Annotated in this window: 23 protein-coding genes; 10 read left to right on the top strand and 13 right to left on the bottom strand. The window is 60.5% G+C overall.

Annotation, left to right across the window (positions count from 1 at the left end; all coding sequences use genetic code 11):
- Positions 1–68: 68 nt before the first annotated feature.
- The 3 genes from FYC77_RS07500 (at position 69) to FYC77_RS07490 (ending at position 4,617) form a co-directional block, all read left to right on the top strand.
- Entirely contained in the window at positions 69–884 is an 816-nt protein-coding gene (locus FYC77_RS07500) for an IS5 family transposase (RefSeq protein WP_149080891.1), read from the top strand.
- 358 nt (positions 885–1,242) lie between these two features.
- On the top strand, positions 1,243–3,114 hold the full coding sequence (locus tag FYC77_RS07495; protein ID WP_162354487.1) for a methyl-accepting chemotaxis protein: 1,872 nt from the start codon (positions 1,243–1,245) through the stop codon (positions 3,112–3,114).
- Between the two features lie 129 nt (positions 3,115–3,243).
- Positions 3,244–4,617 (top strand): MATE family efflux transporter, encoded by a 1,374-nt coding sequence (locus FYC77_RS07490; RefSeq protein WP_149080889.1) that lies wholly within the window; start codon positions 3,244–3,246, stop codon positions 4,615–4,617.
- A gap of 88 nt (positions 4,618–4,705) precedes the next feature.
- Here the strand turns inward: FYC77_RS07490 and FYC77_RS07485 are convergent, their stop codons facing one another.
- The 5 genes from FYC77_RS07485 to FYC77_RS07465 form a co-directional block, all read right to left on the bottom strand.
- Positions 4,706–5,104: a VOC family protein gene (locus tag FYC77_RS07485; RefSeq protein ID WP_149080888.1), complete on the bottom strand. Its 399-nt coding sequence runs from the start codon at positions 5,102–5,104 to the stop codon at positions 4,706–4,708.
- Between the two features lie 125 nt (positions 5,105–5,229).
- Positions 5,230–5,988, bottom strand: coding sequence for an ABC transporter ATP-binding protein (locus FYC77_RS07480; RefSeq protein WP_149080887.1), 759 nt, complete (start codon positions 5,986–5,988; stop codon positions 5,230–5,232).
- Entirely contained in the window at positions 5,981–6,805 is an 825-nt protein-coding gene (locus FYC77_RS07475; RefSeq protein ID WP_149080886.1) for an ABC transporter ATP-binding protein, read from the bottom strand. The genes FYC77_RS07480 and FYC77_RS07475 overlap by 8 nt, the downstream gene beginning before the upstream one ends.
- Positions 6,805–8,796 carry an ABC transporter permease gene (locus FYC77_RS07470; protein WP_149080885.1) on the bottom strand — a complete coding sequence of 664 codons (1,992 nt, stop codon included), beginning with the start codon at positions 8,794–8,796 and terminating at the stop codon, positions 6,805–6,807. Before FYC77_RS07470 ends, FYC77_RS07475 begins: the two co-directional genes overlap by 1 nt.
- 94 nt (positions 8,797–8,890) lie before the next feature.
- On the bottom strand, positions 8,891–10,183 hold the full coding sequence (locus tag FYC77_RS07465; protein ID WP_149080884.1) for an ABC transporter substrate-binding protein: 1,293 nt from the start codon (positions 10,181–10,183) through the stop codon (positions 8,891–8,893).
- A 440-nt stretch (positions 10,184–10,623) separates the two neighbouring features.
- Here FYC77_RS07465 and FYC77_RS07460 point away from each other — a divergent pair, with 440 nt between their 5' ends.
- The gene (locus FYC77_RS07460) at positions 10,624–12,051 is read left to right on the top strand and encodes an FAD-dependent oxidoreductase (protein ID WP_149080883.1); all 1,428 of its coding nucleotides are present in this window, start codon (positions 10,624–10,626) and stop codon (positions 12,049–12,051) included.
- A gap of 39 nt (positions 12,052–12,090) precedes the next feature.
- Here FYC77_RS07460 and hcaB read toward each other — a convergent pair whose 3' ends face one another.
- The 5 genes from hcaB to FYC77_RS07435 all read right to left on the bottom strand — a co-directional run bounded on the left by hcaB (position 12,091) and on the right by FYC77_RS07435 (position 16,320).
- Positions 12,091–12,888: a 3-(cis-5,6-dihydroxycyclohexa-1,3-dien-1-yl)propanoate dehydrogenase gene (gene hcaB / locus FYC77_RS07455; protein WP_149080882.1), complete on the bottom strand. Its 798-nt coding sequence runs from the start codon at positions 12,886–12,888 to the stop codon at positions 12,091–12,093.
- Positions 12,889–13,779 carry a VOC family protein gene (locus FYC77_RS07450; RefSeq protein WP_149080881.1) on the bottom strand — a complete coding sequence of 297 codons (891 nt, stop codon included), beginning with the start codon at positions 13,777–13,779 and terminating at the stop codon, positions 12,889–12,891.
- 253 nt (positions 13,780–14,032) lie between these two features.
- A complete protein-coding gene (locus FYC77_RS07445; protein WP_149080880.1) occupies positions 14,033–14,497 on the bottom strand; it encodes a hypothetical protein in 465 nt (154 codons plus the stop codon).
- A 2-nt stretch (positions 14,498–14,499) separates the two neighbouring features.
- Complete coding sequence (locus FYC77_RS07440; RefSeq protein ID WP_149080879.1) at positions 14,500–15,012, bottom strand: aromatic-ring-hydroxylating dioxygenase subunit beta; 513 nt, start codon at positions 15,010–15,012, stop codon at positions 14,500–14,502.
- A 21-nt stretch (positions 15,013–15,033) separates the two neighbouring features.
- The gene (locus tag FYC77_RS07435; protein ID WP_162354485.1) at positions 15,034–16,320 is read right to left on the bottom strand and encodes an aromatic ring-hydroxylating oxygenase subunit alpha; all 1,287 of its coding nucleotides are present in this window, start codon (positions 16,318–16,320) and stop codon (positions 15,034–15,036) included.
- A 435-nt stretch (positions 16,321–16,755) separates the two neighbouring features.
- On the opposite strand from FYC77_RS07435, the gene FYC77_RS07430 reads away from it, so the two are divergent.
- Positions 16,756–17,154: a PaaI family thioesterase gene (locus tag FYC77_RS07430; protein ID WP_149080877.1), complete on the top strand. Its 399-nt coding sequence runs from the start codon at positions 16,756–16,758 to the stop codon at positions 17,152–17,154.
- Positions 17,155–17,288: 134 nt separating this feature from the next.
- Here the strand turns inward: FYC77_RS07430 and FYC77_RS07425 are convergent, their stop codons facing one another.
- Entirely contained in the window at positions 17,289–18,824 is a 1,536-nt protein-coding gene (locus FYC77_RS07425; protein ID WP_149080876.1) for a class I adenylate-forming enzyme family protein, read from the bottom strand.
- Between the two features lie 297 nt (positions 18,825–19,121).
- Between FYC77_RS07425 and FYC77_RS07420 the strand changes: the two genes are divergently transcribed.
- On the top strand, positions 19,122–20,249 hold the full coding sequence (locus FYC77_RS07420) for a CaiB/BaiF CoA transferase family protein (protein WP_149080875.1): 1,128 nt from the start codon (positions 19,122–19,124) through the stop codon (positions 20,247–20,249).
- 123 nt (positions 20,250–20,372) lie between these two features.
- Here FYC77_RS07420 and FYC77_RS07415 read toward each other — a convergent pair whose 3' ends face one another.
- Complete coding sequence (locus FYC77_RS07415) at positions 20,373–21,368, bottom strand: LLM class flavin-dependent oxidoreductase (protein WP_149080874.1); 996 nt, start codon at positions 21,366–21,368, stop codon at positions 20,373–20,375.
- 175 nt (positions 21,369–21,543) lie between these two features.
- Here FYC77_RS07415 and FYC77_RS07410 point away from each other — a divergent pair, with 175 nt between their 5' ends.
- Entirely contained in the window at positions 21,544–22,608 is a 1,065-nt protein-coding gene (locus FYC77_RS07410; protein WP_149080873.1) for a quinone-dependent dihydroorotate dehydrogenase, read from the top strand.
- 9 nt (positions 22,609–22,617) lie between these two features.
- On the opposite strand, the gene FYC77_RS07405 is transcribed toward FYC77_RS07410, so the two are convergent.
- A complete protein-coding gene (locus FYC77_RS07405; RefSeq protein WP_149080872.1) occupies positions 22,618–23,376 on the bottom strand; it encodes a class I SAM-dependent methyltransferase in 759 nt (252 codons plus the stop codon).
- A 197-nt stretch (positions 23,377–23,573) separates the two neighbouring features.
- Here FYC77_RS07405 and FYC77_RS07400 point away from each other — a divergent pair, with 197 nt between their 5' ends.
- The 3 genes from FYC77_RS07400 (at position 23,574) to FYC77_RS07390 (ending at position 26,839) form a co-directional block, all read left to right on the top strand.
- Entirely contained in the window at positions 23,574–24,713 is a 1,140-nt protein-coding gene (locus FYC77_RS07400) for a 2-methylaconitate cis-trans isomerase PrpF family protein (RefSeq protein ID WP_202911787.1), read from the top strand.
- On the top strand, positions 24,710–25,690 hold the full coding sequence (locus FYC77_RS07395; RefSeq protein WP_149080871.1) for an FAS1-like dehydratase domain-containing protein: 981 nt from the start codon (positions 24,710–24,712) through the stop codon (positions 25,688–25,690). Before FYC77_RS07400 ends, FYC77_RS07395 begins: the two co-directional genes overlap by 4 nt.
- A 126-nt stretch (positions 25,691–25,816) precedes the next feature.
- On the top strand, positions 25,817–26,839 hold the full coding sequence (locus tag FYC77_RS07390) for a dihydrodipicolinate synthase family protein (RefSeq protein ID WP_149080870.1): 1,023 nt from the start codon (positions 25,817–25,819) through the stop codon (positions 26,837–26,839).
- Positions 26,840–26,909: the final 70 nt, after the last annotated feature.

Raw genomic sequence — 26,909 nt, 5'->3', positions numbered from 1 at the left:
CCTCCTCTCAGGCGTTCACTCCACTGTTCTTCGTGAGACTTGTAGGGAATTGGACGCCGTCTTGCGATATGAAGTCAAAGCGACCGACCGTACGGCAGTGTAAGAATCTTGCCAAGCAGCACGTAGACGACCCGGACGAACCCGCTGCGCCCGACGGCGCCAGCGGGTTCGCCGAGTGGGCTCAGATCGCGTTGATCCTCCTGCATGCGGAACTCGACAAAAACCTCCGCGAGACTGAAGCGTGGTTTAACGACTCTAAAGCCGTCTGCGAAGAGCTCAATCTTGACAGCGCTCCCGATCATACCACACTCTGTCGGTGGGAACAGAAATTCGAGATGCGTGAGCTTCGCAGCCTGCTCCGCCGCAGCGCGGAGCAGGCTGGCTGGAGTGGTGTCGCCGCCATTGACGCGAGTGGCTTCCAGCGTGATCAGACCAGCTACCACTACCGCAACCGTGCGGGATTCTCGTTCCACAAGCTGAAGACCACGATTTTGGTCGATACGGACTCACTAGCGATCAGAGATGTCCATTACACAACCAAGCGCAAGTGGGATGGACATGTCGGGTTGCAGGTCTATCGGCGCAACGCCGAAGACCTGCAAGCATTCCTTGCGGATGCGAACTATTCGTGGTCTGACCTTCGAGAGGAGTGTCGCGCTGGCGCGACACGACCAGTAATCAAGCACAAGGAGCACAATGGCCTGAAGAAGGCCCACAACGCCCGACTTGACGATGACGTCTACCACCAACGGACAATGAGTGAGACAGCTTTCTCGTTGCTGAAGGATGACGGTGAGAAGTTACGCTTCCGGAGCTGGCACGGCCAGTTCCGGGAGCTGACCCGAAAGTGCATCGTACATAACCTGTCGCAGGCAGCGAGTTAGAGCTCGCCGCCAGCTCCTTCTCTGGACATATCTGCCAGAGGCATCGCCGTCATCCACCTACGGATTCTCGCAAAGTAACATAATGCTGATGGTTGCAGGCTCAACGATCCTTGCTCTATCTCCATCGTCCGAATTTCAAAACAGGACTCTCAGGCCATCTAGCGGCATTAAGACGAATATCATAAATTCAATACTGTCGCCTTCTTGCGTTCAACAGAGCATTCTATACTCTGTTTTGTCTGCACTCTCCACTGTTGGGTGGCGTTTAATTCTACTCTCTAACCTTAATTCAATAATATCTATGGATGTTAAATGTTGCCATGGAACTAAGACGGTTGAGTTTGAATACGACGTACATATGTCCGAACAGGAAACTCGACGATCGTCTATCGGACTTCGATCAGAACTCGAGGAAGACGAACTCGTGGAGGCGATCGGGCTCGACGACGAGGAGTGGGCGTGGCGAAAAGAATTCGTCGGATTCGACGGGGACGATGAAGCGAATTTGACGGAATTGACTGAGTTGTTCGAGACGATCGCAGACGAGTTTACCAGGACGTTCTACGAGCACCTCACGTCGTACGACGAGACGACGGACGTCCTCGGGCGGTCCGACCGTTCGCTCGAACAACTGAAAGAGACGCAAGCTCAGTATCTTCGGAGTCTGGGTGCGAACGCGTACGATACTGGTGCCGATCCGGGCTACGGGGGTGACTATTTTCGCCAGCGAGCAGTGGTCGGCAAACTTCACAGCATGCTCGAGATGCCACAGAAACACTACATCGGCACGTACATGCTCTACCACGAGGTGCTCATCACGGAGTTGTTCGACCGATTCCTCGAGGATCTCGAGGTAGACGATCCCGACACAGCGGCGGTGACAGATCGGTCGATGGAGCTTCGAGAGAACATTCTCTCCGTACTTCGGATCACGAACCTCGACCTCCAGGTTGCGATGGACACGTACTTCGAGAGTGAGGCCAAGAGCATCTGGGTCGATGCACTCAACGAAATGATCAACCCGGTGATCGTGATCGACGAGGAAAGCGAGGTGCTGGTGTTCAACGATGCAATAGAGGACTTACTGGGAATTTCGAAACAGGAGGCAGAACGGATGGAGATGTGGGAAATCTTTCGGACGAACGAGACCCACGGAACGAAAGAAACGGTCATCGAATCCGTTCTCGAGACCGGCGAGCCGGTACGGGATCTCGAAACGCAGATCGAAAACCATCGGGGTGAAACGCTCGACGTTAATTCGGCAAGCGTTCCAATGTACGACGAAAACGGGGACTTGCAGGGCGCTGTGGGCGTGTTCCGGGATGTTACTGAACTCCGAGAGAAGGAACGAGAGCTGTCGGAGACTCGCGAACGAGTGACCAACGAGGTCAACTCGCTCGCTCGCGATCAGGTGACGACGTCGGATGAATTGACAGAGACCATGGACGACCTCGAGGAGCGTGTCACCGAGCAAGTCGAGATGGCAAACGAGATGAAAGAGGAACTCCAGGAGTACAGCGCGACTATGGACGATGTCGCGGCCAGTGCAGAGGAGGTCGCAGCGGCTGCCAGAGAGTCACAGCGGCTCGCTCGATCAGGTCTCGAGACGAGTTCGGACGCGAAAGATGGAATGGATGCCGTCGTACAGAGCGTCGACGAGTTACTGGAGACGGCAGAGCAGTTGTCCGACCGGACCGCTGAAATCGACGACATCGTCGACGTCATCAACGACATCGCCGACCAGACCAATATTCTGGCGCTGAACGCGAACATCGAAGCGGCACACGCCGGTGACGCTGGCGACGGGTTCGCGGTCGTCGCGGACGAAGTCCAGTCGCTGGCCACCGAGACGAAAAATCATACGAAGCAGGTCAGAGCTCAGATCGAGGAGGTCAAACAACAGGCCGACGAAACCGCCAGTGAGGCCGGCAAAACGACCGACCGAGTCACCGAAGCGAGCGAGAACGTCGAGGCGGCGTTCGAGTCGTTCGAGGAAATCGCGTCTGCCGTCGAGGAGGCTGCCGACGAGGTCGAGGCGATCGCAGCGGCTAACGACAAACAGGCCGACAGCGTCGATGCGATGGTGACGATGGCGGAGTCGTACGCGGAACACTCCGAGGCGGCACTCGAGGCCGTCGAAACGACGAGGCGGGTCGCCGAGACGCAAGCGGAGACGGCCCAACAGATACAGACGCGTATCGGCGACTTTGCCGACGAAATGGACCGATGAGTTACCTCACGTAAGCTTCCGGTGCTGACAAGGTCCTGTGGGTGTCTGTGAGCCCGTCTCGTGATATCGAATTTCATGGAGGTGTCCGTATCGACAGCCTGATTTGTGGGGTCGGCTTACCTGGGTTACATGTCTTCGTTGCGTCGTCGTCTCTTCGCTGTGTGGCGTGAAACGTTCTCGCTTTCGTGGCCCGTCGCGATCCAGGAGACGCTTTCGACGCTGATGCGGACTGTCGACATTATCATAACTGGACTCTTTTCTCCAGCAGCGGTCGCAGCAGTCGGTATCGCTGACCTGTACGCGCAGATCCCGATGCGGATCGGGTCGGGGTTGGGGGCTGGTGCGATCGCCCTCTCGAGTCAGGATACGGGACGCGGGGCGGAACTGACGCGTGACAAAGCCGTCACGCAGGCGGTTGCACTCGGGTTCGCGACCGGACTGCCGCTTGTGCTTCTGGGGTATCTGTTCGGCGATCTCGCCATCGCTATCCTCGGGTCTGCCCCCGACGTCGTCCAGATTGGGGGTCTCTACCTGATGATCGTCTTCGCGGCGTCGCCGATGCGAATCGTTGCACTGACGGGATCGCGTGCGCTCCAGGGGACTGGCGACACAGTTACGCCGATGTACATAAACGGCGTGTCGAACGCGTCGAACATTCTGCTTTCGGTCGTGCTCGGCCTCGGTTTCTGGGTCGTTCCCCAGTTCGGTGTCGTCGGCGTCGCACTGGCGACGGCGATCAGTCGGACGGGCGAGGCGTTGTTGATGGTTCTCGCAATCGCGAGCGACCGGACGACTGTCGGCTACGCGTGGTCGACGGATTCGACGATTGCAACTCAGCTCGTCGCGGTTTCCGTCCCAAATATCGCGGAAGGAATGACGACGTCGATCGTGAGCTATCCGTTCAACGCGTTGCTTTTGACCTTCGGGACGGAGGTGAACGCCGCCTACCACATCGCGCGGCGAATCTACCACCAGACGACCGGGCCGCTGTACCGGTCGTACAGCGTCGCGTCGAGTATCATCGTCGGCCAACAACTCGGTGAAGGCGATCCAGAGCGAGCCCGGTTTTCGGGACTTTCGATCGCGGCGTTTGGCGTGTTAACTCTCGGTGCGGCTGGGCTCGGATTGATCGGCTTCGCCGAATACCTCGCGACGCTGTTCTCGAACGATCCGACGACTATCGAGTACGCAACAGACTTCACGCGGGTGTTCGGTGTGATGCTGTTTTTCGTCGGGATCTTTTTCCCGATCGCCGGCGCGTTACGCGGGGCCGGCGATACCAGAACGCCGTTTTACGCCCGCCTCACCGGGTCGTTCGGGTTCATGCTTGGGTTTTCCTACATCACGAGCATCGTTCTCGGCTACGGCCTGTACGGCGTCTACGCAGGAATGGCGCTTACCTACGTCTGGTGGGCACTCGTCGTCTCTGTTGGCTTCCTGTGGGGCGGCTGGGCGGACAAAGCGGAGGCGATGATCGCGGAGCGTGCCTCGTCTTCGGATTGATTGCGAGCCGAAATGTCGCCGTGGAGGTACTTTCTGGTTGACCTGTTGTCAACCTTTTCTGTCGTATTATAACAGTTGTGCCGTCGTGTCAGGACTGCTGGGCCGTTTTGATCTCGATGAGATAGTCGAACGGATCACGGACGTAGACGGCTGGCGCTCGCCCAGTCGCACCGAGGGGATTCCCGTCGCGCTCGATTTCGATGTCGGCCTCCTCGAGTCGTTCTCTGACCTCCTCGATCGATTCCTCGACGACGATCGCGAAGTGGTCGAACCCTTTTCCGTCGGGTGGGGAAAACGATTCCACGGGTCGAACGTGCAGAATGCACCGCTCGTTCAGCCGGAACGAGAAGATGGTTCGCTCGCCGTCTCTGTACCGATCGAGGTTCTCCGGCTCGAATCCCAATCCGTCTCGATAGAACGCGACCGCTTCGTCGACGCTCCCGGTCGGAATCCGGATGTTGACGTGGTCGATGTCTGAAACGTCCATGGCTACCGTTAGGACCTCGAGCCAAAAAAACGGGCGGTTGCGGCAGGATGGGCTACTGACCGATCGGCTCGACGAGAATCGTCTGGTCGAACGGATCGGTCGAACGACGAAACCGGGTGTCGGTATCAGGAACTGATACCGAGATACTGATCGAGAATCTGTTGATTCTCTTCGAGGTCGGCGGAGGAGCCCTCGTAGACGACTTCCCCCTGGTTGATTACGTAGTGGGTGTCCGAGACCTCCATCGCGACCTGTACGTTCTGTTCGACGAGCAAGATCGTGATTCCGCTCTCGTTTAATTCCTTTATCGTCTCCTCGACTGATCGAACGATGTACGGTGCGAGGCCTTCGGTCGGTTCGTCGAGCATCAGGAGCTCTGCACCGCTGACGAGCGCACGGGCTATCGCGAGCATCTGTTGCTCACCGCCGCTCATCTCGCTGCCGAGGCTCTGTTCGTTCTCCTGGAGGTTTTCGAACATCCCGATGATGGTGTCGATATCTCGAGCCCGGTCGTTCCCGGCGGCGACCTGTGCGACCTCGAGGTTCTCTCGGACTGTGAGTCCCGGGAATACGCGACGTTCTTCGGGGACGTACGCGATCCCCTGGCTGATGGTTTCGTCGTTGCTGAGCTCCGTGACATCGGTTCCGTCGAACTGGATGGTGCCGGCGATCTCGGGGACGTTCCCGAGAATACTCTCGAGTGTCGTCGTCTTTCCAGCGCCGTTGCGTCCGATTAGCGAGACGACTTCGCCCCGACCGACCTCGAAGTCGATCCCCCGAAGGACCTGTCCGAGACCGTATCCGGCGACGAGGTCTTCGACCGACAGCAACACCTCGCCGTCTGTCCGGTCTGACTCCCGTCGGTCGTGACTGGATTCACTCATCGGTGTGCCCTCCGAGGTAGGCATCTTGAACCTCTTGATTGTCCGCGATTTCGTCCGGCGTTCCGTCTGCGAGGATCTGTCCCTGATGGAGAACGGTTATCTGATCCGAAAGCTGCATCACGAGTTCGACGTCGTGTTCGACGAGGATCACGGTTGCGTCCGCCAGAACGTCCTCGATGAGCTCGATCGTCTCGTGTTTTTTGTCGATACTCATCCCGGCGGTGGGCTCGTCGAGCAACACGAGTTTTGGATCGGTTGCGAGGACGATTCCGATCTCGAGTTTGCGACGGTCTCCGTAGGATAAGTTCTGTGCGGGGATCTGAGCCTGGTCCTCGAGGCCGATCTGTTCGAGAATCTCCCTCGTCTGTTCGTCGATCGATCCGTGCGATCCTGCTTTTCGGATGAGAGTATCGACCTTCGAGAGCGAGCCATACTGGATGGCCTGGGTAGCGAGTCGGACGTTTTCGAAGACCGTGAGGCCATCGAGGACGCTCGTGATCTGGAACGATCGGGCGATTCCTTCGTGGACGAGCTCGTCGGACTCGAGGTCGGTGATATCCTCGTCCTCGAAGTATATCGATCCTGCAGTCGGTTCGCGACCGCCGGTGATCAGGTCCAGGAGGGTCGTCTTTCCGGCCCCGTTCGGGCCGATGATGCTGTGGAAATCCCCCTCACTGACGGAGAGGTCGACGTAGTCGACGGCGACCAGTTCACCGTACAACTTCGCGAGTCCCTCGGTTCGGAGGATCGCTGATCGTGCTGTGGTGTCGGTACTCGCCGCGGATCGATCGGTCTCTGATTGATCTGTCGCTGCCATCAGTCTTCACCTTTCGTTGAAACGTCGGTCTGTGCAGTGCTGTCCCCTGTGCCGGGCGAATCGCTCTGGTACCGGCCCCAGTATGCCTGGAGGCTCGCCGGGATGGATACCAGTCCGCGCGGGATGAAGATGACGAAGAGGATGAACAACGCACCGAGCAGGAGCCGCCAGGACTCGATGTATCCCGAAAGCCAGTCGGAGAAACCAACGAACACGCCGGCTCCGATCATCGGACCGTACAGCGTTCCGGTTCCACCGAGGACGACCATCAGGATCAACTCCCCGGAGACGAGCCAGTGGAACAACGCGGGTGCGGCGTATCCCTGAACGACTGCGTACAGGCCGCCTGCGAGTCCGGCCAGCGCACCGCTGATCGTGAAGGCGCGGAGTTTGTATCCGCGAACGTCGTATCCCATGAACTCGGTCCGTTTTTCGCTCTCTTTGACCGAACGCAGGACGCTTCCGAACGGTGCGTTCATCAGCGTTCGCGCCAGGAGATACGAGACGACGACCAGTATCAGGACGAAGTAGAAGTAGAGGTCGTTACCGGTGAGAAGCAATGGCTCGACGCCGACCTGAATGTTGTCGAAGTTGACGCCCACCCCTGCGAGACCGAACTCGCGTTCGGCACCGAATAGGCCGTTGGAACCGCCGGTGAAGTCGAACTTGTAGACGCCTTCGTAGAACAGCTCGGCGAATCCGAGCGTGATCAGGATGAAGTACGGTCCAGTGACTTTGATCGAGAGGTGGCCGACGACGATTGCGACGAGCGTACAGAGGAGTATCGTCGCTGCGAGTGCGACGAATATCGAGGGCGTCACGTGGATGAAGATGAGCATCGAGGTGTACGCCCCGAGCCCGTAGAATAGGGCGTGTCCAAGCGAGATGAGACCCGTATATCCCATCACGAGATCTAAGCTCAGCGCGAGCAACGCCCAGATCATCAGCTCTTGCATGAGGGAAACGTAGTACGCCGAGTAAAGAGTGTCAGCCCCGAACGGAACGAGTGCTAACACTGCGACTGCGCCGATCCCTAGATACCGTCTAGTCTGGGGCTCTAACACGCCACCGCGAATGCCAGAGAGGAAGTCAGTGTCACCGCTTGGAACTTCCCAGTGTGGGTTTCCGAACAGCCCCTGTGGTTTGAGGAGCAAGACGGCGATCATGATCAGGAAGATTTCGACGCCGGAGAGAAACGGGAGGTACGTCGACATGAAGCTCTGTAAGATACCGACGAGCAACGCACCGATGACGGCGCCTTTGAAGCTTCCGAGACCGCCGATAACCACGATGACGAACGCCGGAATGATGATGGAGTGACCCATATCGAGGTCGACGCTCTGGTATGCACCGAGTGTGACGCCACCGATACCGGCGAGTGCCATCCCGAACCCGAACAGCAGGGTGTAGTATCGGTTGATGTCGATTCCCAGATCACCGACCATCTTTCTGTCCTGCGATCCGGCCCGGATAATCAGCCCGAACTTCGTGTAGTTCAGCAGTGCCCAGGTCGCAGCGACGAGGACGGCACCGAACGCGATGACGAAGAGGTTGTACATCGAATAGCTGAACCCGAGTATCTCGACGGTTCCAGACAGCGACGGCGGTGGTGGCACGAACTTACTATCCGTTCCCCAGATCAGTCGCCGCGCGTCGTAGATGATCAGGAGAAACCCGAAAGTCACCAGCGCTTGATCGAGGTGGCCACGACCATACAGCGGACGGAGCGCGAATCGCTCTATGAGCATCCCGATCAGGCCGACCACGATCGGGGCGAGGAGTAACGCGATCCAAAACCCCGTCCCCGTTCCGAGCGCGACGATAATCGAGAAGGCCAGATACGCACCGAGTGCGAAGACTTCCCCGTGGCTGAGATTGAGGACGTCCATCACGCCAAAGATGATGGACAGCCCAGCAGCAGCTAACACGTAGATCATTCCGATAACGATACCGTTCAACATCATTTCAAATAACAACGAGACTGATATCATGTATTATCCTTCTGTGGTCATTGATGGTATTGGTTCGTGATCTATGCGGCCGTCCGCTCGGGGGGTGTTGGCTGACGTGAGCGATCGACGAACATTACATCTCACAGTTGCCGGAACAGTCCGGCGTGGTCTCTTCAGGCGGAATTTCGCTCAGGATGTTGAGTTCGGTCATCTCGGCGTCCTCGTCCGGAAGAACGATTTCCGACGGCCACACGGGGTTTGCCGACTGGTGATCGCAGTCTCGGAAGTGAGTCGTTCCGAGGATCGTCTCCATCTCCACATCGGGGAGAACGTCTTTGACCTCGCTGGGGTTCGACGTCCCGGCTTCCTGAATACCGCGGGCAGTCATTCGGACCGCTTCGTATCCGACTCGAGAGAACGCGTCGGGCAGTTCGTCGTGCATCTCCTCGTAGTGGGAGACGAACTGCTCGTTGTCCCCGACTTCGAGGTCGGCATCGTACAGCGCCGCGCTGTACGTGTCGGCGACGGCGGGTCCGAGGGCGTTCCGAACGACCCTGGCGAAGTTCGCCGTGCCGATGATGTCGACGTCGTCTTTGAGGCCGGCGCTGTCCGCCTGCCCGATGAAGTCGATCAGGTCGCCTCCGGTCAGTGGAATTGCGAGGACGTCCGCGTCGGAATTCGAGATCTGACTGATGTACGGGCCGAAATCGTCGGTCCCCAGTGATGGAACCGTTGCGCCGATAATCTCGACGTCCTCTCCCTCGAGACTCGCTTCGATCTCTTCGACTGCCGAGTTACCGTACGCGTAGTCCGCGGTATGGATCCAGACGTTCTCGTACCCTTCCTCGAGAATCCACTCGGAGAGACCACTCGCCTGTTGGGCGGTGTTCGTCTCGTTTCTGAACGTGTACGCGTTGCACTCCTCTTCGGTGAGTTCCATCGCAGCACCGCCTGACGTGTAAATAACCTCTTGGCTGGCGGCGTACTCCGAAATCGCGAGGGCGACAGCCGAGTTGACTGCACCGACGATATACTCGGCTTCGTCTTCTTCGACCACGCGCTGGGCACGTCTTCGACCGACCGACGGTTCGGTTTCGGTGTCTTCGTACACCGCTTCGATTTCGAAATCGAACTCGTCGGATTCGTTGATGTACTCGACTGCCGTTTCGGCACCCTGTCGCTGTGGTCCGCCCTGTGGACTGAACCCGCCACTGACCGGAGAGAGCACTCCGAACGTGACCGTTCCGATCTCACCGTCGTCGCCACCATTCCCGTTTCCGCCACCGTTACCGTTGTCTTCAGTTTCCGAGACACATCCTGCGAATCCGGCGACACCAGCAACCCCGGTAGCTTGCAGGAGACGCCGCCTGCTGACGTTACGGCCGTCTATCTCAGCCCGTTCCCCATGTGAGTCATTTGGACGCATACGCGTTCGGTAGTTTCCCACCAATATAAATCCGGGGGATAATACATGGGATGTTTGATTCGGTTATATTCGGTGGTTCCTGGCAAATCTCGAGTAAGTCCCAGTAGGGATATAACACACTAAGTCTGTTATTACATCCGTTCCCCTGAAGATATCAAAACTCCCTGTCTGGATAATAGCGGAATATTTTTCCGTTTGTTGGGTGCTGTCTGAACAATATTTATGATGGTCTCGGCACCCAGTCTGAAGACCCGATACGGTCTACTGTACGTCGGTACAGCGAGCAGTATGAGTCCACTCACGGGCTCCGTAAAGGGCACACCAACAACACGCTATGGCCACGGCTGCGATCCGTTGGTCTCGACCGTCGAAGTACTGGGCTGGCCACAACGTGAGCTCACTGAAAAAACGTAAATCCGAGGCCCCCGAACATCCGCTCGATGACAACTGAGATACGACAGCGTGACGTCGTTATCGTCGGGGCCGGCATGGCCGGGCTCGTCGCCGGTGTTCGTGCGACAGAACTCGGTGCCGACGTATGCGTCCTCGAGAAGGGAACGCGTCCAGGTGGATCGATGTATCTCTCTGCCGGTCTGATCTGGTCGTACGAGACGATCGACGACGCACGAGAGAACGTTCCTCGTGGCGATCCCGAACTCCAACGAACCATCGTCGAGGGGCTCGATCCAGCCTTCGACTGGCTCGAGTCTCTGGGTGTGACCGTTCGCGAACCGCCGGTCGAGTTACCGACTGGCGAGACGGTCGTCGCACCGACTCCCGGCGCTAACTGCGGAAAGATCGAGCCGGAAGCGTTCACGGACCGCCTGCGAACGCGGATCGAAGACGGCGGCGGCGAGGTTCTCGTCGAAACGCCGATGCGGTCGCTTCGAACCGACGGGAACACGGTAGTCGGTGTCGACGCGACGACCGCTGACGGTGAAGATCTCGAGATCGAGGCCGACGCCGTCGTCCTCGCTACTGGCGGGTTCCAGGGGAACGAACGGCTTCTTCAGGAGTACGTGACGCCGGCGATCGAAAACCTCTGGCTCCGAGCGAATCCGTGGAGCACAGGCGACGGGCTGACGGCCGCACGAGACGTCGGTGCGAAGACGACCGGCGGAATGGAGACATTTTACGGTCACAACCTCGCCGCGCCACCGGCGAACGTCACACCGGACCGGTATCTCGAGTTGACCCAGTACTACGGACCCTTCGCCGTCGCGATCGACGAACGCGGCGAGCGATTTACCGACGAGTCGGAGTCAGACCTCGAGCACACGCTGGCACAGGATACGGCACACGAGGCCGACGGCCGCGCGTACTACGTCTTCGATAGCGACCTCTACGACGACGAGGTGTTTAGCATGGGTCACATCGGGACGATCGTCGAGCGATCGGCCGATCGAGGAGCCGAGGTGATCCGCGCCGACTCCCTCGAGGCGTTCGAGGAGAAACTGTACGCTGCAGGCGTCGACGGTACGAACGCGGTCGAAACGCTCGACGAGTACAACGAGGCAGTTCGGACGGGGTGTGGCGACCGACTCGATCCGCCGCGAACGGATTACCAGCGTCCCGTCGACACGCCGCCGTTTTACGCCGTGGCCGTCCAGCCCGGCATTACGTTTACGATGGGCGGACTCCACGTCGACGAGGGCGGTCGCGTCCTCGACGAACGCAGGAGTCCGTCGACGCTTTTCGTCGACGAGGGCCACGACGAATCGGTCGAAAGCGAACCGATCACAGGTCTGTATGCGGCTGGCGTGGACATCGGGAACGTAAACAACCGTCACTACATGGGCGGACTCGCGAACGCGCTCGTGATGGGTCGACGCGCAGTAGAATCCGCTGTTGACGACCGAGTCGAGTAACCGTCCTTTCGAAAACCGAGGCGAGTGGATCGCCCGTCGCTATAGATCGGTTCCGCCCGCCGGTTCGTCCGCACCGCGGATCGAGAGGCCGCTGTCGGCCTCGATAATCGCTCCCGTCGACGCGCGGCTGTTTTCTTCCGACCCGAGCAGTACGTAGTAGCCGGCGTACTCCTCGGCTTCAGGGATACGCAGTGGATACCGCTCGTCGATCTCGTCGGGATCTGCTGCGCTCTCTCCCTGCCCGAGGGCCTCGACGCCCGAGAGGTTCGTCGGACTGTACCCCGGTGCGACCCCGTTGACGCGAATCTTCGGAGCGAGCTCGTACGCCAGCTCCCGAATAATCCCCGCGATCGCGTGTTTCGAGGGCGTGTAGACCATGCCGCCCGTCGCCGGATAGAAACTCGAGTACGACGCCGTAAACACCATACAGCCCTCCGTCTTCAGCAATTCCGGAAGTGCCGCTTTCGCGCCGAGCATGTAGCCGAGTACGTTTACCCGGAACACCTCCTCGAACGCCGTCTCCAGTTCGTCCGGCTCGAGGTCGGCCAACTGGACGACCTTATCGAAGATGCCGGCGTTGCCGACGAAGATATCTAACTTGCCGAACTCCGAGACCGTCTCCGCGACGGCACGCTCGTTGTCTTCCCACTCGGAGACGTCGCCCTGGACGGCGTGGACTGTGTCGCCGTACTCCTCGTTCAACGCGGTGACTCGGTCGCCGTCGAGTTCGAGTACTCCGACTGTCGCGCCCTCTTCGACGTAGCGGTCCACGACGGCCCGACCGATGCCGGAACCACCGCCAGTGATGAGCGCGGTTTTTCCGTCGAGCCAGCCCATCTACGATCCCTCCTCGAGGAACTCTTTGGTGGGGACCACCCCACCCCACGTCGAGACCGTGTTCGTCTCGCGGTCGATTTCGCGGATGCCGGTCTCGGCGTCGGGATCGACCGTCGCCATCTCCGCGGTGAGCTCGATCCGGTTTCCGCCGGGAGCCCAGAAGTACGCGAAGAGGTTGCCACCGGCGTTGTGGCGGCTCGGGCCGAGTTCGAGTCGGTGGCCCTTGCTCGCCAGGCGGTCACAGAATTTCTTCATGTGATCGAAGGAGTCCATCTGGAACGCGAGGTGATGGAGCGTCCGGACGACGTCGTTACCGTTCGACAGGCCCACGTCGTGGTGGAATCGGCCGTGGCGCAGCCACGCCTGGATCGTAAACCCGGACTCGCCGACGATCTTGTCCGAGACGGCGAAATCGAGGTGCTCCTCGAGGAACTCCAGGTCGGCGTCGGCGTCGTGGGTCATGAGGTTGATGTGGTCGAGGTCACGTGGGGTGACGGCGTTACGGTCGCCCTCCGGTTTGACCGGATGATGATACGAGGAGTCGGCGACGGTCACGAGCTCCATCTCGACGTCGCTGGGAAGTGAAAACCGGAGCCCGTCGGTCTGACCCGGTTCGTCGCTGACTCGTTCGGTCTCGACGCCCGCATCGTCGAGGCGACTCTCGTATTCCTCGATCTCCTCGGCCGTGACGCGCAGTGCGAAGTGTTCGACGCCGGTCTGGCCCTCGACCAGGCCGAGGTCGTAGTTTTCGTCCAGACCACAGCCGAGATAGACGACATCGTCCGCGCGCTCGAGTTCGACGAGGCCGACGACGTCGGTGTAGAACTCGACCGCTTCGTCCAGATCAGTTACTTCCAGTACAGCGTGTTCTATTTTCTTAACTCCTGACATAGTTTCTCTTTCCTCTGTAGGTTCGTAGGTGCTTCGATGTTCGTAAACTGGTTGGTTTCCGTTCGATCAGAGCGATCGGCCGTGATAGCCGTAACCGTTGGGTGGCCTCCACACAGCGTGGCGGCACGTAGATCGCTCGTAGAGAGCGAACGCGACCCAAGCGAACTCGGGTCAGGCGGTCTGTCGTCCACTCCTCCCGGCGTGCCCGCGACCGATCTGCGATTGTATCGGGATGTCGGTACGACAGACCCCGTTAGTGGTGGTCGTGTTCGTCACCGGGTCCGAACGGCTGTTCGAGGAACTCGGTGAACGTCTCGTGGTCCTGTACCGTGAGCCACTCGAGTTCGTCGACACCGAGCGTTATGTCGTAGCCGAGTTTGGGTGCGGTGAGGTGTACACCGCTATCGCCCTCCTTTTCGAGGACGACCTGCCCGTACTCGTTTGCGACCATTAGCTCGGACGTACCGTCGTTCCAGTCGGTGTCGCTCCCGATCGACTCGTCGGCGTCGACCGAGCGGGCGCGATCGGCCATCTCGTCGGCGTCCTGCCACGTCACGCTTTCGAGGGCGACCGCGTCCAGATGGTTCGTTTCGCCCAGACGAGGCGCTTCGAACCTGAGCCGTTCCCCGCGTGGCGTGTGGACCTTCTGAATGGCGACGCCTCTGTTGTCGTGTGCGGTCACGTACAGTGGGTTTCCTGTAGTACGTGTTCGGGACATGATTAGAAGAACACCGAGATGTTTTTCATCGGAAGGACGGTGTGGTCGAGGCGGATATCCCGTTCGGCAAGTTTGAGCTCGCCGTCGACACGTCGCAACACGTCGTGACGTTCGGCCGACACCGTCGTTCCGTCGGCCTCTTCACCCTGGGCCATGAACAACAGCAGGTTGTTCTTCACCGAGAGCTCGTCACCGTCGACGTCCGCTACCCGAACGTTCGTTACGAAGTGACGGGTTCGCGTCGGCGGATCTTCCGACCACGCGAACTCCGATTGAAACCGCTCGACCCGTGCTTCGAGCGTGCTCCGATCCTCTCGGTAGTTAAAGCCCTCCTCGCTGAACTCCGAGCGGTCCGAGCCACGGTCACGTGTGACTCGCAGCGGCATGTCGTATCTGATGTCTTCGGTCAACAGCTCCAGCCAGTGCTCGAGTTCTTTCTCGTCGAGCAACTCGGCCTCGCGGTTGTAAAACGACACGCACTCGTAGTGTCGTTCGAGTTCCGATTGGTGTGTCATCTGGTTGGTCATGGATCTTGCTTAGATGTGGTCTCGCGGGTAGCGCATCCCGACTTCTTCGCCGTTCATTGCTTTCTGCCAGTTACCGTGGAACGTCCGACAGGTCCCCTCCTCGAGGTTGTCGTCCCAGGCGGTGCCGGGACCGTCCCAGTCCTCGTCGATTTCGGCTTTACCGATGCCGGGCATCCCCATCTGGTAGTTCATCTGGACGTCTTGCTTGTCGGCGAACACCGTGCCGGCGGCCTCGGCGATACCGTCCCAGACGGCGAAGTCGTCCTGTTCGAAGTTACCCGACGGGCTAAACGTCCCGAGGGCAACGTCGTATGCCCGCTGTTTGTACTCCTCGGAGGCTTCGGCCGGCACGAGCACCCAGCTCCAGGCTTCCATCTCGCCGGGGGCGACCGGCTGCCACTGACGAAGGCTGAAGAAGCCGTCGAGGGGTTTGTCCGGATCGTTGGTCGCAGCGAGGTGGATAAACGAGAGGTTCGGGAAGATCGTCCCCGTCGCCGCTCCGCAGGCGGCGGCGACCTCGTACTGTTCGTCGCTTAGGTTCTCGTCGGTGATATACTCCTCGGGGTAGCCGAAGAAGATCTCCTCTTCGGGATCGAGCAGCCGGAGACTCGTCGAACCCGAATCGGCGTGGGTGACGTGGCGCTGGGTCTCCTGACCGGCGGTTCCCGAGATATCTTCGTCACCGAAGCCGACTTCGAACACCGACCGGTGAGCGACGCCGGTGTGGTAGCTGTCGGCCGAGAAGTTGTCGGATCCCGACTTCCAGTCGCTGTCTGCTCGCCAGCGGTGGGGTTCGCCGATGACTTCCATCCCGCCTTTCGCGATGTCGAGGTGGACGTCGAGATACCACTTGAAGTCGCCCAGATACTCCTCGAGGGAGGGGCCCTCGTCGGCGATGGACGCGAAGACGAGGCCCTTGTAGTTTTCGACGCGGGGCGCTTCGTGGAGTCCCCACTCGTCGGGATCGAGCCCCTCGAAGGCCTGGTCGCGGAGGGGGATCCCGGCGAGGTCGCCGGTGTTTTTGAACGTCCAGCCGTGGTACGGACACCGGAAGTGGGAGCTGTTACCCTGTTCGGCCTTGCAGAGTTGACTGCCGTGGTGGGTACAGCTGTCGAACAGAACCCGGATCTGACCGTCCTCGCCGCGGATGAAAATGAACGGGTCCTTGCCGATGTAGCGTTTGGCGTAGTCGCCGGGCTCGGGGACTTCGGTTTCGTGACCGATAAACATCCAGCACTGCCCGAAGATACGGTGTAGTTCGGTCTCGAAGATCTCCTCGTCGTTGTATACGGTCATCGGCAGCTGACCGTCTTGGAGTGCCTCGCGATGAGTGTCGAGAATTCGTTCAACCCGGGACGATGTCGTCACATCGTCCGTCATGGCTGCTGATCTATCCACGTCGCCGTGTGGACAGGAGTCTTCCTCTGTTGCCATAGATTCACATATGTGACTCCATGCTCTTAGTTATTTACCTTTGCCCGAACGTTCCCGTACTCTCAGCCGTTATATGGGGGGTATCCGACGAATACGGCCCCACGGATCGTGTTCGATCAGTACGCCCGAATATCACGGTATCGACCCAACACAGTGTCGGTTTACTCCGCTCGGCTACCATCGTTCAACCATCACCGAATCGGACCGTCCTCGAGTCATAAACAGTGGTCACTCTCGAGTCCGGGGTCGTATGGTCCGACCAAACATTCAACTGGTCGCTCAGAGAACACGCAGGGGATGACAGACGACGTAGACGCCGCTCGAGAGCACATCCGGGCGGATCCGTTCTGCGGGACGCTCGGTATCGACTTCGCCACCATCGAACCTGGGTACGCCGAGACGACGCTCACCGTCACCGAAGACGTAGTGAATTTCAACGGGAAACTCCACGGGGCGGTGATCTTCGCACTCGCGGATGCTGCTGCAGCGGCCGCAACGCAGGCAGACGGACAGACGGTCGTCGGCATCGAGACGAACACGTCCTTTCTCTCGGCCGCCGAACCGGGCGACACGTTGATCGCGACGGCCCGGATCATCCACGAGAGCTCCCAACTGAACGGGACGCGGGTGGTCGTCGAGAAGGAAGACGGAACGCAGATCGCGATGTTTCGGGTCCGAGGCTATCGCATCGAGTGATAGATTTATTCTCCGTCAGTTTCGGTCCACCTGCGACCCCCGGGCGGGTGCATCAGTACGTGGGGACCCCAACCCGTACGAAACACGCCGCTTGCAAAGCGTTTCGCGGTCGTCGTCTCCCTGCAGGGTCCGGGTTACTCGAGTGAGCGAAGTTCGTCTTTCAGAACGCTGCCACCGCTCGAGTTCCGTGGGATCTCCGGAACGACCGCGACTTCCCGTGGTCGCTTGTAATCCGCGAGCGAACTGTTCCGACAGTAGTCGATGATCGTCTCCCGATCGATCGAATCGCCGTTTACCGGAACGATGTACGCCTTGGGCGTCTGACCCCACTCGTCGTGCTCGACGCCGAGAACTGCGACGTCGTCGACCCGTTCGTGTTCGAGGACGACGTTTTCGATCTCTGACGGATAGATGTTCTCGCCGCCGCTTATGATCATGCCGTCTTTCCGGCCTTTGACCCAGATGTAGCCGTCTTCGTTTCGCATCGCGAGGTCGCCGGTGAAGTACCAGTCGTCGACGAGCGAGTTCTCCGTTTTCTCCGCCAGGTTCAGATACTCGTTCATCACCGACTCGCCCTTGCAGATGAGTTCTCCCGTCGTCCCCGGTGGGACCGTCGCGTCCGGATCCGGCTCTCCGTCCGGTTCGACGATCCGAATCCGCTGATGGCTGAGTCCGGTCCCACAGGACTCCGGATACTCGTGGCTTTTCTCCGGGGGAAGGATCGAAACCGGCGGACCGACCTCCGTCGCACCGTAGATGACCGAGTGACGATCACAGAGGTGCGTTCGACAGCGCTCGAGTACCCCTTCGGTCATCGGTGCCCCGGAGTACCACCAGAACCGCAACGAGTCGAGATCGTAGTCGTCGATGTCGTCGACTTTCGTAAGGCGGTCGTACTGGGCTGGAACGCCGCCGAGTACCGTTGCGTCCCACTCGTCGATCGCCTCGAGGGTTGCTTCGGGATCGAACTGCTCGAAGATGATCGTCGGGATTCCAAACTGGAGGAACGGGACGAATCCGGAGTACAGTGGGCCGCTGTGATACAGCGGGAGGGGCAAGACGTTGACGTCGCTGTGGCGAAGGCCAAGCTCACTGATCACGTTCATGTTGACCATCACGCGGTCCGAGTGCGTGTGAATCACTCCCTTCGGATTCCCCGTGCTGCCAGACGTGTAGAAGTAGCCGTCGATCGTTTCGCCGTCGACCGGGAGTCCGGGCTTCTGTGTCGATCCGTGTACCAGTTCCTCGTGGGAGACGTATTCGGATTCACCGAACGTATAGAGCGGGGCGTCGTAGGCTGCGAGTATCTCTTCTGCCTGTTTGCGCTCCTCGAGAAGCGACGAATCGGCGAGAAGACACGATGGGGAGGCGTCCTCGAGAACGTACTCCACGTCGGATGCGTCCAACCTGATGTTGATCGGCATGACGATCGCACCGAGTTTTTGTGCCGCAAAGAACGTCTCGACGAACTCGATCGAGTTTTGCGCGTAGATACTGACCACGTCACCCGTCCCGATGCCGATATCGAGCAACCCGTTTGCGATCTGGTTACTCTCGGCGTTTAGCTCGTCGAAGGTACGCGTTCGCGTTTCACCGTCCGACTGACAGGCAACTGCGAGGCGGTCACCGAAACGGTCGGCTGCTTGACCGACCATGCTTCCGATATCCATACGACTGGTATACTATAGCAAGAGAATAAATATATTGGTCACAGCTTTGTACTCTTTAATCGGACGTATTTATACACAAACTGTCAAGTATGTCCGCTCACGGCAGTATCGTAACATCTGAACGAGTAACACACCGCTTGTGGGCAGCGCCCGGCGAACGGGCCACTCTCCGGTCCTCGAGCAGACGATCCCGGTCGGGTGTACAGTGACGTTCCGTGGCTGCTATCGGTCCGTATCAGTCCGGGTTCCAACGCCGGTAGCGTTACCTCTAACACGACGTAGACGAGTACGAGTGACATGCATCTCGACGAGTATACCGTCCTCGATCTCACACAGCTGTTGCCCGGTGCCTACACGACGCAGTTGCTCGCCGACCTCGGTGCGACGGTCCTGAAAGTCGAACCACCGGATGGCGATCCGCTGCGCTCCGTTCCGCTCGTCGAGCCCGACGACGGCGTCTTCGATGGGCTTTCTCGAGGGAAACGAAGTGTCACGCTGGATTTGAAAACCGATGAGGGACAGGAGGCGTTACACAGCATCGTCACGGACGTCGACGTCGTCATCGAGGGGTATCGCCCCGGCGTGGCGTCGCGTCTCGGTGCTGACGAGGAGACGCTTCGATCGATCGCACCGAACCTCGTCTACTGTTCGCTCTCCGGGTTCGGACAGTCCGGGCCGTACAGCGACCGACCGGGCCACGACCTGACGTTTGCCGGACTGAGCGGACTGGTCGACCTCTCGCGCCGGTCGACAGAACAGCGACCGACGCCGCCACCGTTCAGCGTCTCGGATATCGGTGGCGGGCTGTTCGCCGCGTTTTCGATCGTCACCGCGTTGCTCTCTCGGGAACGAACTGGCGACGGATCCTACATCGACGTCAGTATGCTCGACGTCCTCCTGTCGTTCAGCCAGTCGTACGCACCGTCAGCGCTCGCGGGTACCGACCCGCGCCCACCCGAACCGTTTACCGGGCTGTATCCGTGCTACGACGTCTACGAAACTGCAGACGGTCGGTACGTGACGCTGGCAGCGGTCGAACCGCAGTTCTGGGACCGGTTCTGCGACCTCATCGATCGCCCGGACCTCCGCGAGAAACATTGTTCGCCCGACCCGGCGGTACGGGACGCACTCCGAGAGGAGGTCGTCGACATCTTCGCGGCGCGGAGTCAGTCGGCGTGGCTCGAGGCCGCCGACGAAGAAACCCCCATCGCTGCCGTGAACACGCTCGAGGAGGCGCTCGAAAGCGATCACGCACGCGAACGCGAACTGGTGGTCGACGGCCGGATCGGATTTCCGGCGCAGACGGAGCCGCCGGTCGAGCCGGCAACAGACGGGCCGCCGGCTCTCGGCGAACACACGCGGGAAGTCCTCGCGGCGGCGGGCTACAGCGAGGCCGAAATCGACGCGCTCGTCGACGCCGACTGATTCCGCGTCCGACCGTTCGAACGCACCAGGGGGCGACGGTGATCGCGACGTTCAACACCACCGCTCGCGAGGCGCACACTCTTAGGAAGAAAACCGCGGCGACTGAGTCGTCGTGTCCGCGTCTTAGAACGCGGGAAGGACTTCGTCGGCGAACTTCTCCATCTGCTCGAACTGGTCTTCGCCACCGAATCGGATGATGAACTCCTCACAGCCGCTCTCGTGGAACTCCTCGATCCACTCGATGAGGTCGTTGGCGTCACCGCTTGGTCCCCATTCGGCTGGGTCCTTGCCCTTGTAGAGCTGTGGGTAGTACGTCTGGATGTACTCGTCCATCTTCTCGTCGGCAGCGTCAGTGTCGTCGTCGATGGTCATCGTCACCTGGAACGTCGTGTGGACGTCGTCGGGGTCGTGACCGTTCGCTTCGGCGTAATCGACGATGCTCTGCCACTGTCGTGCGTACTCCTCCGGTGCGTCGGAGAGGCCAGCCGCCATCCATCCGTCGCCGAGTTCGACGATTCGTTTGGCTGCGCGGTTGATGACGTCGTCGGAGCCCGAGTCGTGGTGTGCCGGATTGCTCACGACGAGGATCGGTGGCTCTTCCTGGACGGGGGCCAGATCCCGGATCTCCGGCCCGCGTCGGAAGTCGACGTCGTCGAACTGATAGATATCGCCGTCGTAGTTCAACTCGCCTTCACGCCAGAACTGCTTGAAGATCTCGAGTTGCTCTTCGAGCATCTTCGCGCGCTTGCGGTAATCGAGGTCGAGGACCTCGTACTGTTCCTTACAGCCGGGCGTCGGTGGACCCATACAGGCACCGAGCTCCATCCGCCCGTCGGAGATCATCTCGAGGCTGTTCCAGGCCTGCAGGAACTGCACTGGGTGACGCAGGGGGGTGATCATACACCCGGTCCCGAGTTTGACGTCGTCCGTGCGTGCCGCGAGATTCCCGAGAAGACTGATCGGCTCGAGACGCGGTCTGTCGAGGAGGCTGTCGCCGACCCAGACCGAGTCGAAGCCGTTTTCACCTGCCGCTTCGCCCAGGTCGAGCATACGTTCGACCGTATAGCTCTCGACCAGAAGTGGTTCGCGATTGTTGATGTTAATACCAAACTCTGCCATGGTCAGTCGAAGGTTCGGAGAACAGCGGATTAATAGTTTCCATTATTCGTTGACATATCTGTCGGCTATATAACGTTTTCAGTGCCCGTGCTCGCAGGCGTGGTTGATGGTCACACGCGCTGTCCGGTCCGTCAAAGTCGAACGAGTTTTGTTCGTGGCTGCGAAGGGAGGGACAATGACGCTCTACGAATCTGCCCGCCCGCTCCTGTTCGCGTTGCCGGCCGAGACGGCGCACAATCTCGGCAAGCGAGCGATGGCGTCGGCACAGTCGTCGGGAACGCTCAGACGAGCAATCCGGTACAACTACCGCTATCGCCACCCGATGCTCGAGATCGAACGGTTCGGGTTGCCCTTCGAGTCGCCGGTGGGGGTGGCCGCTGGCTTCGACAAGAACGGCGAGGTGATGCACTGTCTGTCCGATCTCGGCTTCGGATTCGCCGAGGTCGGGACCGTCACGCCGTATCCGCAACCGGGGAACGAACGTCCTCGCCTGTTCCGGCTTCCCGACGACGAGGCGATGATCAATCGGCTGGCGTTCAACAGCCAGGGTGCAGACCGTGTTGCGAACCGACTCGAGACGCACGGAACGCCACAGGTTCCGGTCGCGGTCAACATCGGGAAGATGAACAGCTCGGACGAACACGAGGCGATCGAGGACTACCGACGCGTGCTCGATCGCTTCTCCGAACAGGCGGATTACTTCGTCCTCAACGTCTCCTGTCCGAACACGCCCGAGGACTACGACGAACAAAGCCCCGACCACCTCCGCGAGGTGTTCTCGACGCTCGAGGACGAAAACGAGAACGACAAGCCACTGCTGGTGAAAGTCGGCCCCGATTCGACCCGGGACAGCCTCGCCGACCTCGTCGAGATCGTCGAAGAGTTCGCGATCGATGGCATCGTCGCGACGAACACGACGACCGACCACGACGAGTTGACCGACACCCACCGAAACGAGTGGGGAGGGGTCAGCGGCGAGCCACTCGAGTCCGCGGCGACGGAAACCGTCGCGACGCTGGCGGAGCTGACGGAGCTGCCGATCGTCGGCGTCGGCGGCGTCGACGACGCTGAGGGTGCATACCGGAAGATCCGGGCCGGCGCGTCACTCGTGCAGGTGTACACCGGATTCGTCTACCGCGGTCCGTCGCTCGCCCGCGAGATCAACCGCGGGCTCGTCGAGTTGCTCCGCCGGGACGGCTTCGACTCGCTCGAGGAGGCCATCGGTGCAGACCTCGAGTGAATCCAGGCCCTAACGTCTGGCGAGAACGAGTAGTTTCAGATTCGAAAAGGAGACCAGTTCTCCGTCCTCGTACGTAATATCGAACAGTTCCGACGCTCCCGCTGGCGGATCGGCGAACGCCTCGCGTAGCTGTGCCCGGTTTTCGGCCGGCGTCTCGAGTTGGCGAACCCAGTCACGGTAGTCGATCTCTTTCGAGAGTAACAGCCGTTCTTCGACGTCGAACCCGGCCTCGGTGAGCCACTGACGCCACTCGGATTCGGTGTAAGAGCGGACGTGCGTCGGGTCCCGAAGCCGTTCGACCTCGTTGAGGAACCCATCCAGTTCGGACTCCGCGGGAGCGACGTTGTCCTCCAACGCGAAGACCCCGCCGTCAGCGGTCACGCGGGCGACGTCCTCGACGAACGCTTCGGGGTTGGGGAAGTGATGGGCGGCGATCCGACAGGCGACGGCGTCGAAACTGCCGTCGGCAAACGGGAGTCGTTCGGCGTCGGAGACGACGCCAGCGATGGGGAACTCGGTCGTCGCCGTCTCGACCATCTTCGGTGCCGCGTCGGTGGCGACTACGTGTTCGACGCCCTGGTCAGCGATGGCGCCGGCGGTGTGGCCGGCACCGGTTGCGACGTCGAGCGCCCGGTTCGCCTCGCTACACCACGACGCGAGCTGGGCTAGGTCATCGCCAGCCCGGTGGACGTCGCTCTCTAGATACTCGGATGCGCTCTCGTCGAACGCCGCTGCGGCCTCGCGTTTTCGGCTCGTGTCGTCGGTCATGGGTCGGTATCACGCTCTCCCATCATATGTATTGTCCCGTTCGTTCACTGACGGACCGACCGGTCGACGGATCGAAACTCGCCACCGGGTTCGACCGATGGATCGGCACGGCCCACCGGATTCAGTAGCCCTACCGAGCGAACTCGAGACACAGGGTGAGTCCGTCGTTATTATTATCTATGCGAAGCAATCCCAGTATGATGGCACAACAGTACTTCCCGGCGAGTCTGTTTCGCGGCGGGACGAGTAAGGGCGTATACATCAGAGAACGTGAGTTGCCGGCGGACAGAGACCGGTGGGACGATCTCTTGTTACAGACGTTCGGTAGCCCCGACCCGAAACAGGTCGACGGCGTCGGCGGCTCACACTCGACTGCGAGCAAGGCGATGATTATCTCACCCGGCGACGACGACATCGACGTCGAGTACCTGTTCGGACAGGTGGGGATCGAGAAACCGGTCGTCGACTGGGGTGGCAACTGCGGGAATCTCTCGTTTGCGATCGGTCCGTTCGCCCTCGAGCGCGGCGTCGCGACCGCAGAGCCTGACTCGGACGGGAAAGCGACGCTCCGACTTCGAAACGAGAACACCGGAACGGTCGTCGAGCAGACGCTTCCGGTCGACGAGGAGGGCAATCCCCGGTATCGCGGCGAGTTTACCGTCAACGGCGTTCCGGGAACCGGCGCACGGATTCGCTCGCGGTTTCTCGACCCCGGCGGCTCCGTCACCGACGCCGTCTTCCCGACGGGGAACCGGATCGACACCCTCGACGTCCCCGGCGTCGGATCGCTCGAGGTCTCGCTCGTCGACGTGTCGAACCCGTGTGTGTTCGCCCGCGCGTCGGATCTCTCGTTGACGGCTGCGGAAACGCCAGCGACGATCGACAGCGACGAGGCCGTCCTCGAGCGCCTCGAACGCGTCCGAAGCGCCGCGTGTGAGCGACTCGGATTCGTCGACGACGCCGCCGACGCGACCGCTGAGAGTCCCGGGATTCCGAAGATGACGATCGTCGGCGAGCCCCAGTCGTACGAGACGGTCGGCGGAGAGACGATCGAGACCGAGGAGTACGACCTGCTCGCCCGAATCATGTCGATGCAAAAGGCCCACCACGCCTACGCCGTCACCGGAGCGATGTGTACTGCGACGGCGGGAGTGTTCGAGGGAACGATCCCCAACGAGTTCTGCCAGGCGTCGACCGACGGCGAGGTCACCATCGCACACCCGAAGGGGACGATGTGGGTCGGCGTCGAACGCGACGGAGAGTCCGTCGAGGCCGTCTCCGTCGATCGGACCGCGAGGGAGCTCATGCACGGCGACCTCTACTATCTCGACCGATGAGCGTCGACCCAGCGCAGCTCGAGGGCCGGACGTTCGAGGGCGGTTCGACGACACTCGAGCCGTGGCTTGCGTACCTCTGGTCCAAAGCGACTGCGCCCGGGACTGGGGCGGCGGCAGACGAGACCGGCTGGGCCGCGCCACCGAGTACCGGCGTCGCTATCGCTCGCGAAGCCACATCGCTCTCGACGATCGAGGAGACGCTCCGGGGCGGCGACTGGAGCGACCTCTCGGTGTTTCTCGGTGGCCATCGATTCTCGTTTGCGCGCCCGATACGCGTCGGCGAGACGTATCGAGCGCAGGCGTCGGTGACGAACGTCTCCCACATCACCGGTGGTCAGGGCTCCTTTCACGTCGTCACGATCACGTACGACGTAACGACCGAGGACGGAGAGCCGGCGTACGAACTCGAGACGGATCTGATCGTCCGCGACGACGAGGGTGACGCTTCCGACGACGGCGATGAGGGCACCGGTTTCGCCGCCGACGAGTCGAGCCCCTCGAGTGGCGACGAGGCTGAATCTCACCGGAGTGAGGCGGACGGTTCGACGAATCTGAACGAGTGCTCGGTCGGCGAGACGATCGCACGACGGGTGTTCGACGTGGATCCGTCGTCCATGCAACTGCTCTCTGCGGTCCTCCGGGATCCAAACCCGATTCACTTCGATCCTGCCTACACGGAACGGTGTGGCTACCCCGGCCGGGTGAACCAGGGACCGATCAACGCGGAGTATCTGGCACAGACGGCACTCGAGATCGCTGATTCGTCGGCCGACCTCCGGACGCTGGACGTTCGGTACGAGTCGTTCGTATTCGAAACCGATACCGTCACCGTGACCGCGACGCTTTCGGCCGTCGACCACGAGACGTCGGCGGTCGAACTCGACCTAGCGGCACACACGGGAGACGGGTCGGTTGCGGTGACCGGTTCGGCCGTCGTGTCGGTCGAAACGGATCGATTCGCGCCAGCCACTGACTGATTCCACCCCGAAGACCAGCGTCGTCATCGGGAACGACTGGCGATCGGTCCCGATCGAACCCATCTCCGGATCGGTCTCGCTCGCGTATCCAAATTATTATAGCCTTAGTTACTCCACTAGGGGTGTATGGGAAGTCAGCGATTAGAGTACGAAGACGTAGAGGGTATCTTTTCGATCATGCCAACGCCGGCGACGGCCGACGCGAGCGATCCAGCGGCCGAGTACACGCTCGACCGTGAGGAAGCAGAACGCGGCGCTCGGCAACTCGCCGACGACGGCGTAGACGCCATCATGATCAACGGGACGTTCGGTGAAGCGGCGACGCTCACCGAAGAGGAGTGGAAGGACTTCACTCGAATCGTCGTCGAGGCTGTCGACGGGGACGTGCCGGTTATCGCCGGTCCGACCACGCTGAACACCCGATCGACGATCCGACGTATGAAGTACGCCCGCGACGTCGGTGCCGACGGCGTCTTGCTCGGCCGGCCGATGTGGCTCGAGCTCTCGCCGGAGGCGACCGTCGAGTTCCATCGCCACGTCGCGGAGGCAGTCCCGGAGCTCGGAATCATCGTCTACCACAACCCGCCGGCGTTCAAGAATCGGCTGACGCCGAAACTCTGGGAGGAACTCGCCGAGATCCCACAAGTCGTCGGTGCGAAATACGGTGCAGTCGACGCGGGATGGCGCGACGCCGTCAGCTCCGTCGGCGATTCGGTTCAGCTGATGCCGATCGAGCGAAAGTGGTACATCGCGAACGAACTCGCGCCCGAACACGCGAACGCGGCCTGGTCGGGGAGTGCATCGTGTGATCCCCTGCCGGCGCTCAGACTTCGGGACGCCATCACCGAGGGCGACGACGAGACCGCACGCGAACTGAACTACCGGATCAACAAGACGAACGAGAAGTTCTATCCACAGGTCGGTCCGGAAGCGGTCTACCCGGAAACGATGAACGTCCGCCACGACGACCTCTACGGGCTGTACACGATTCCGCTACAGAAGGCCCGAATCGAGGGTGCTGGGTATATCGACCCCGGCCCGGTTCGACCGCCATACCACGTTGCCCCCGAGGAACTCGTCGAGATGGCCCGCGAATCCGGTCGCGAGTGGCGCCAACTCGCGTCCGACCTCCGCGATACCGACAACTGATCGCACATCGACGGACGACTGACCGGCAATCAGTCATCGCAAACCGTATCATACGCTGAATCGGACAACT

It is taken from the genome of Natrialba swarupiae, from assembly GCF_008245225.1.
GTDB lineage: Archaea > Halobacteriota > Halobacteria > Halobacteriales > Natrialbaceae > Natrarchaeobius > Natrarchaeobius swarupiae.
Note: the sequence above shows the minus strand (reverse complement) of the source record. Positions and strands in the feature narration are given on the sequence as shown.

Coding starts and splice junctions, on each gene's coding strand:
- FYC77_RS07480 (WP_149080887.1), bottom strand. CDS start 5,988: ATGAGTGAATCCAGTCACGACCGACGGGAGTCAGACCGGACAGACGGC.
- FYC77_RS07395 (WP_149080871.1), top strand. CDS start 24,710: ATGAGCGTCGACCCAGCGCAGCTCGAGGGCCGGACGTTCGAGGGCGGT.
- FYC77_RS07415 (WP_149080874.1), bottom strand. CDS start 21,368: ATGGCAGAGTTTGGTATTAACATCAACAATCGCGAACCACTTCTGGTC.
- FYC77_RS07460 (WP_149080883.1), top strand. CDS start 10,624: ATGACAACTGAGATACGACAGCGTGACGTCGTTATCGTCGGGGCCGGC.
- FYC77_RS07470 (WP_149080885.1), bottom strand. CDS start 8,796: ATGATATCAGTCTCGTTGTTATTTGAAATGATGTTGAACGGTATCGTT.
- FYC77_RS07435 (WP_162354485.1), bottom strand. CDS start 16,320: ATGACCGTATACAACGACGAGGAGATCTTCGAGACCGAACTACACCGT.
- FYC77_RS07440 (WP_149080879.1), bottom strand. CDS start 15,012: ATGACACACCAATCGGAACTCGAACGACACTACGAGTGCGTGTCGTTT.
- FYC77_RS07405 (WP_149080872.1), bottom strand. CDS start 23,376: ATGACCGACGACACGAGCCGAAAACGCGAGGCCGCAGCGGCGTTCGAC.
- FYC77_RS07465 (WP_149080884.1), bottom strand. CDS start 10,183: ATGCGTCCAAATGACTCACATGGGGAACGGGCTGAGATAGACGGCCGT.
- FYC77_RS07495 (WP_162354487.1), top strand. CDS start 1,243: ATGTCCGAACAGGAAACTCGACGATCGTCTATCGGACTTCGATCAGAA.
- hcaB (WP_149080882.1), bottom strand. CDS start 12,888: ATGGGCTGGCTCGACGGAAAAACCGCGCTCATCACTGGCGGTGGTTCC.
- FYC77_RS07500 (WP_149080891.1), top strand. CDS start 69: ATGAAGTCAAAGCGACCGACCGTACGGCAGTGTAAGAATCTTGCCAAG.
- FYC77_RS07425 (WP_149080876.1), bottom strand. CDS start 18,824: ATGGATATCGGAAGCATGGTCGGTCAAGCAGCCGACCGTTTCGGTGAC.
- FYC77_RS07420 (WP_149080875.1), top strand. CDS start 19,122: ATGCATCTCGACGAGTATACCGTCCTCGATCTCACACAGCTGTTGCCC.
- FYC77_RS07410 (WP_149080873.1), top strand. CDS start 21,544: ATGACGCTCTACGAATCTGCCCGCCCGCTCCTGTTCGCGTTGCCGGCC.
- FYC77_RS07430 (WP_149080877.1), top strand. CDS start 16,756: ATGACAGACGACGTAGACGCCGCTCGAGAGCACATCCGGGCGGATCCG.
- FYC77_RS07390 (WP_149080870.1), top strand. CDS start 25,817: ATGGGAAGTCAGCGATTAGAGTACGAAGACGTAGAGGGTATCTTTTCG.
- FYC77_RS07490 (WP_149080889.1), top strand. CDS start 3,244: ATGTCTTCGTTGCGTCGTCGTCTCTTCGCTGTGTGGCGTGAAACGTTC.
- FYC77_RS07450 (WP_149080881.1), bottom strand. CDS start 13,779: ATGTCAGGAGTTAAGAAAATAGAACACGCTGTACTGGAAGTAACTGAT.
- FYC77_RS07485 (WP_149080888.1), bottom strand. CDS start 5,104: ATGGACGTTTCAGACATCGACCACGTCAACATCCGGATTCCGACCGGG.
- FYC77_RS07475 (WP_149080886.1), bottom strand. CDS start 6,805: ATGGCAGCGACAGATCAATCAGAGACCGATCGATCCGCGGCGAGTACC.
- FYC77_RS07445 (WP_149080880.1), bottom strand. CDS start 14,497: ATGTCCCGAACACGTACTACAGGAAACCCACTGTACGTGACCGCACAC.
- FYC77_RS07400 (WP_202911787.1), top strand. CDS start 23,574: ATGATGGCACAACAGTACTTCCCGGCGAGTCTGTTTCGCGGCGGGACG.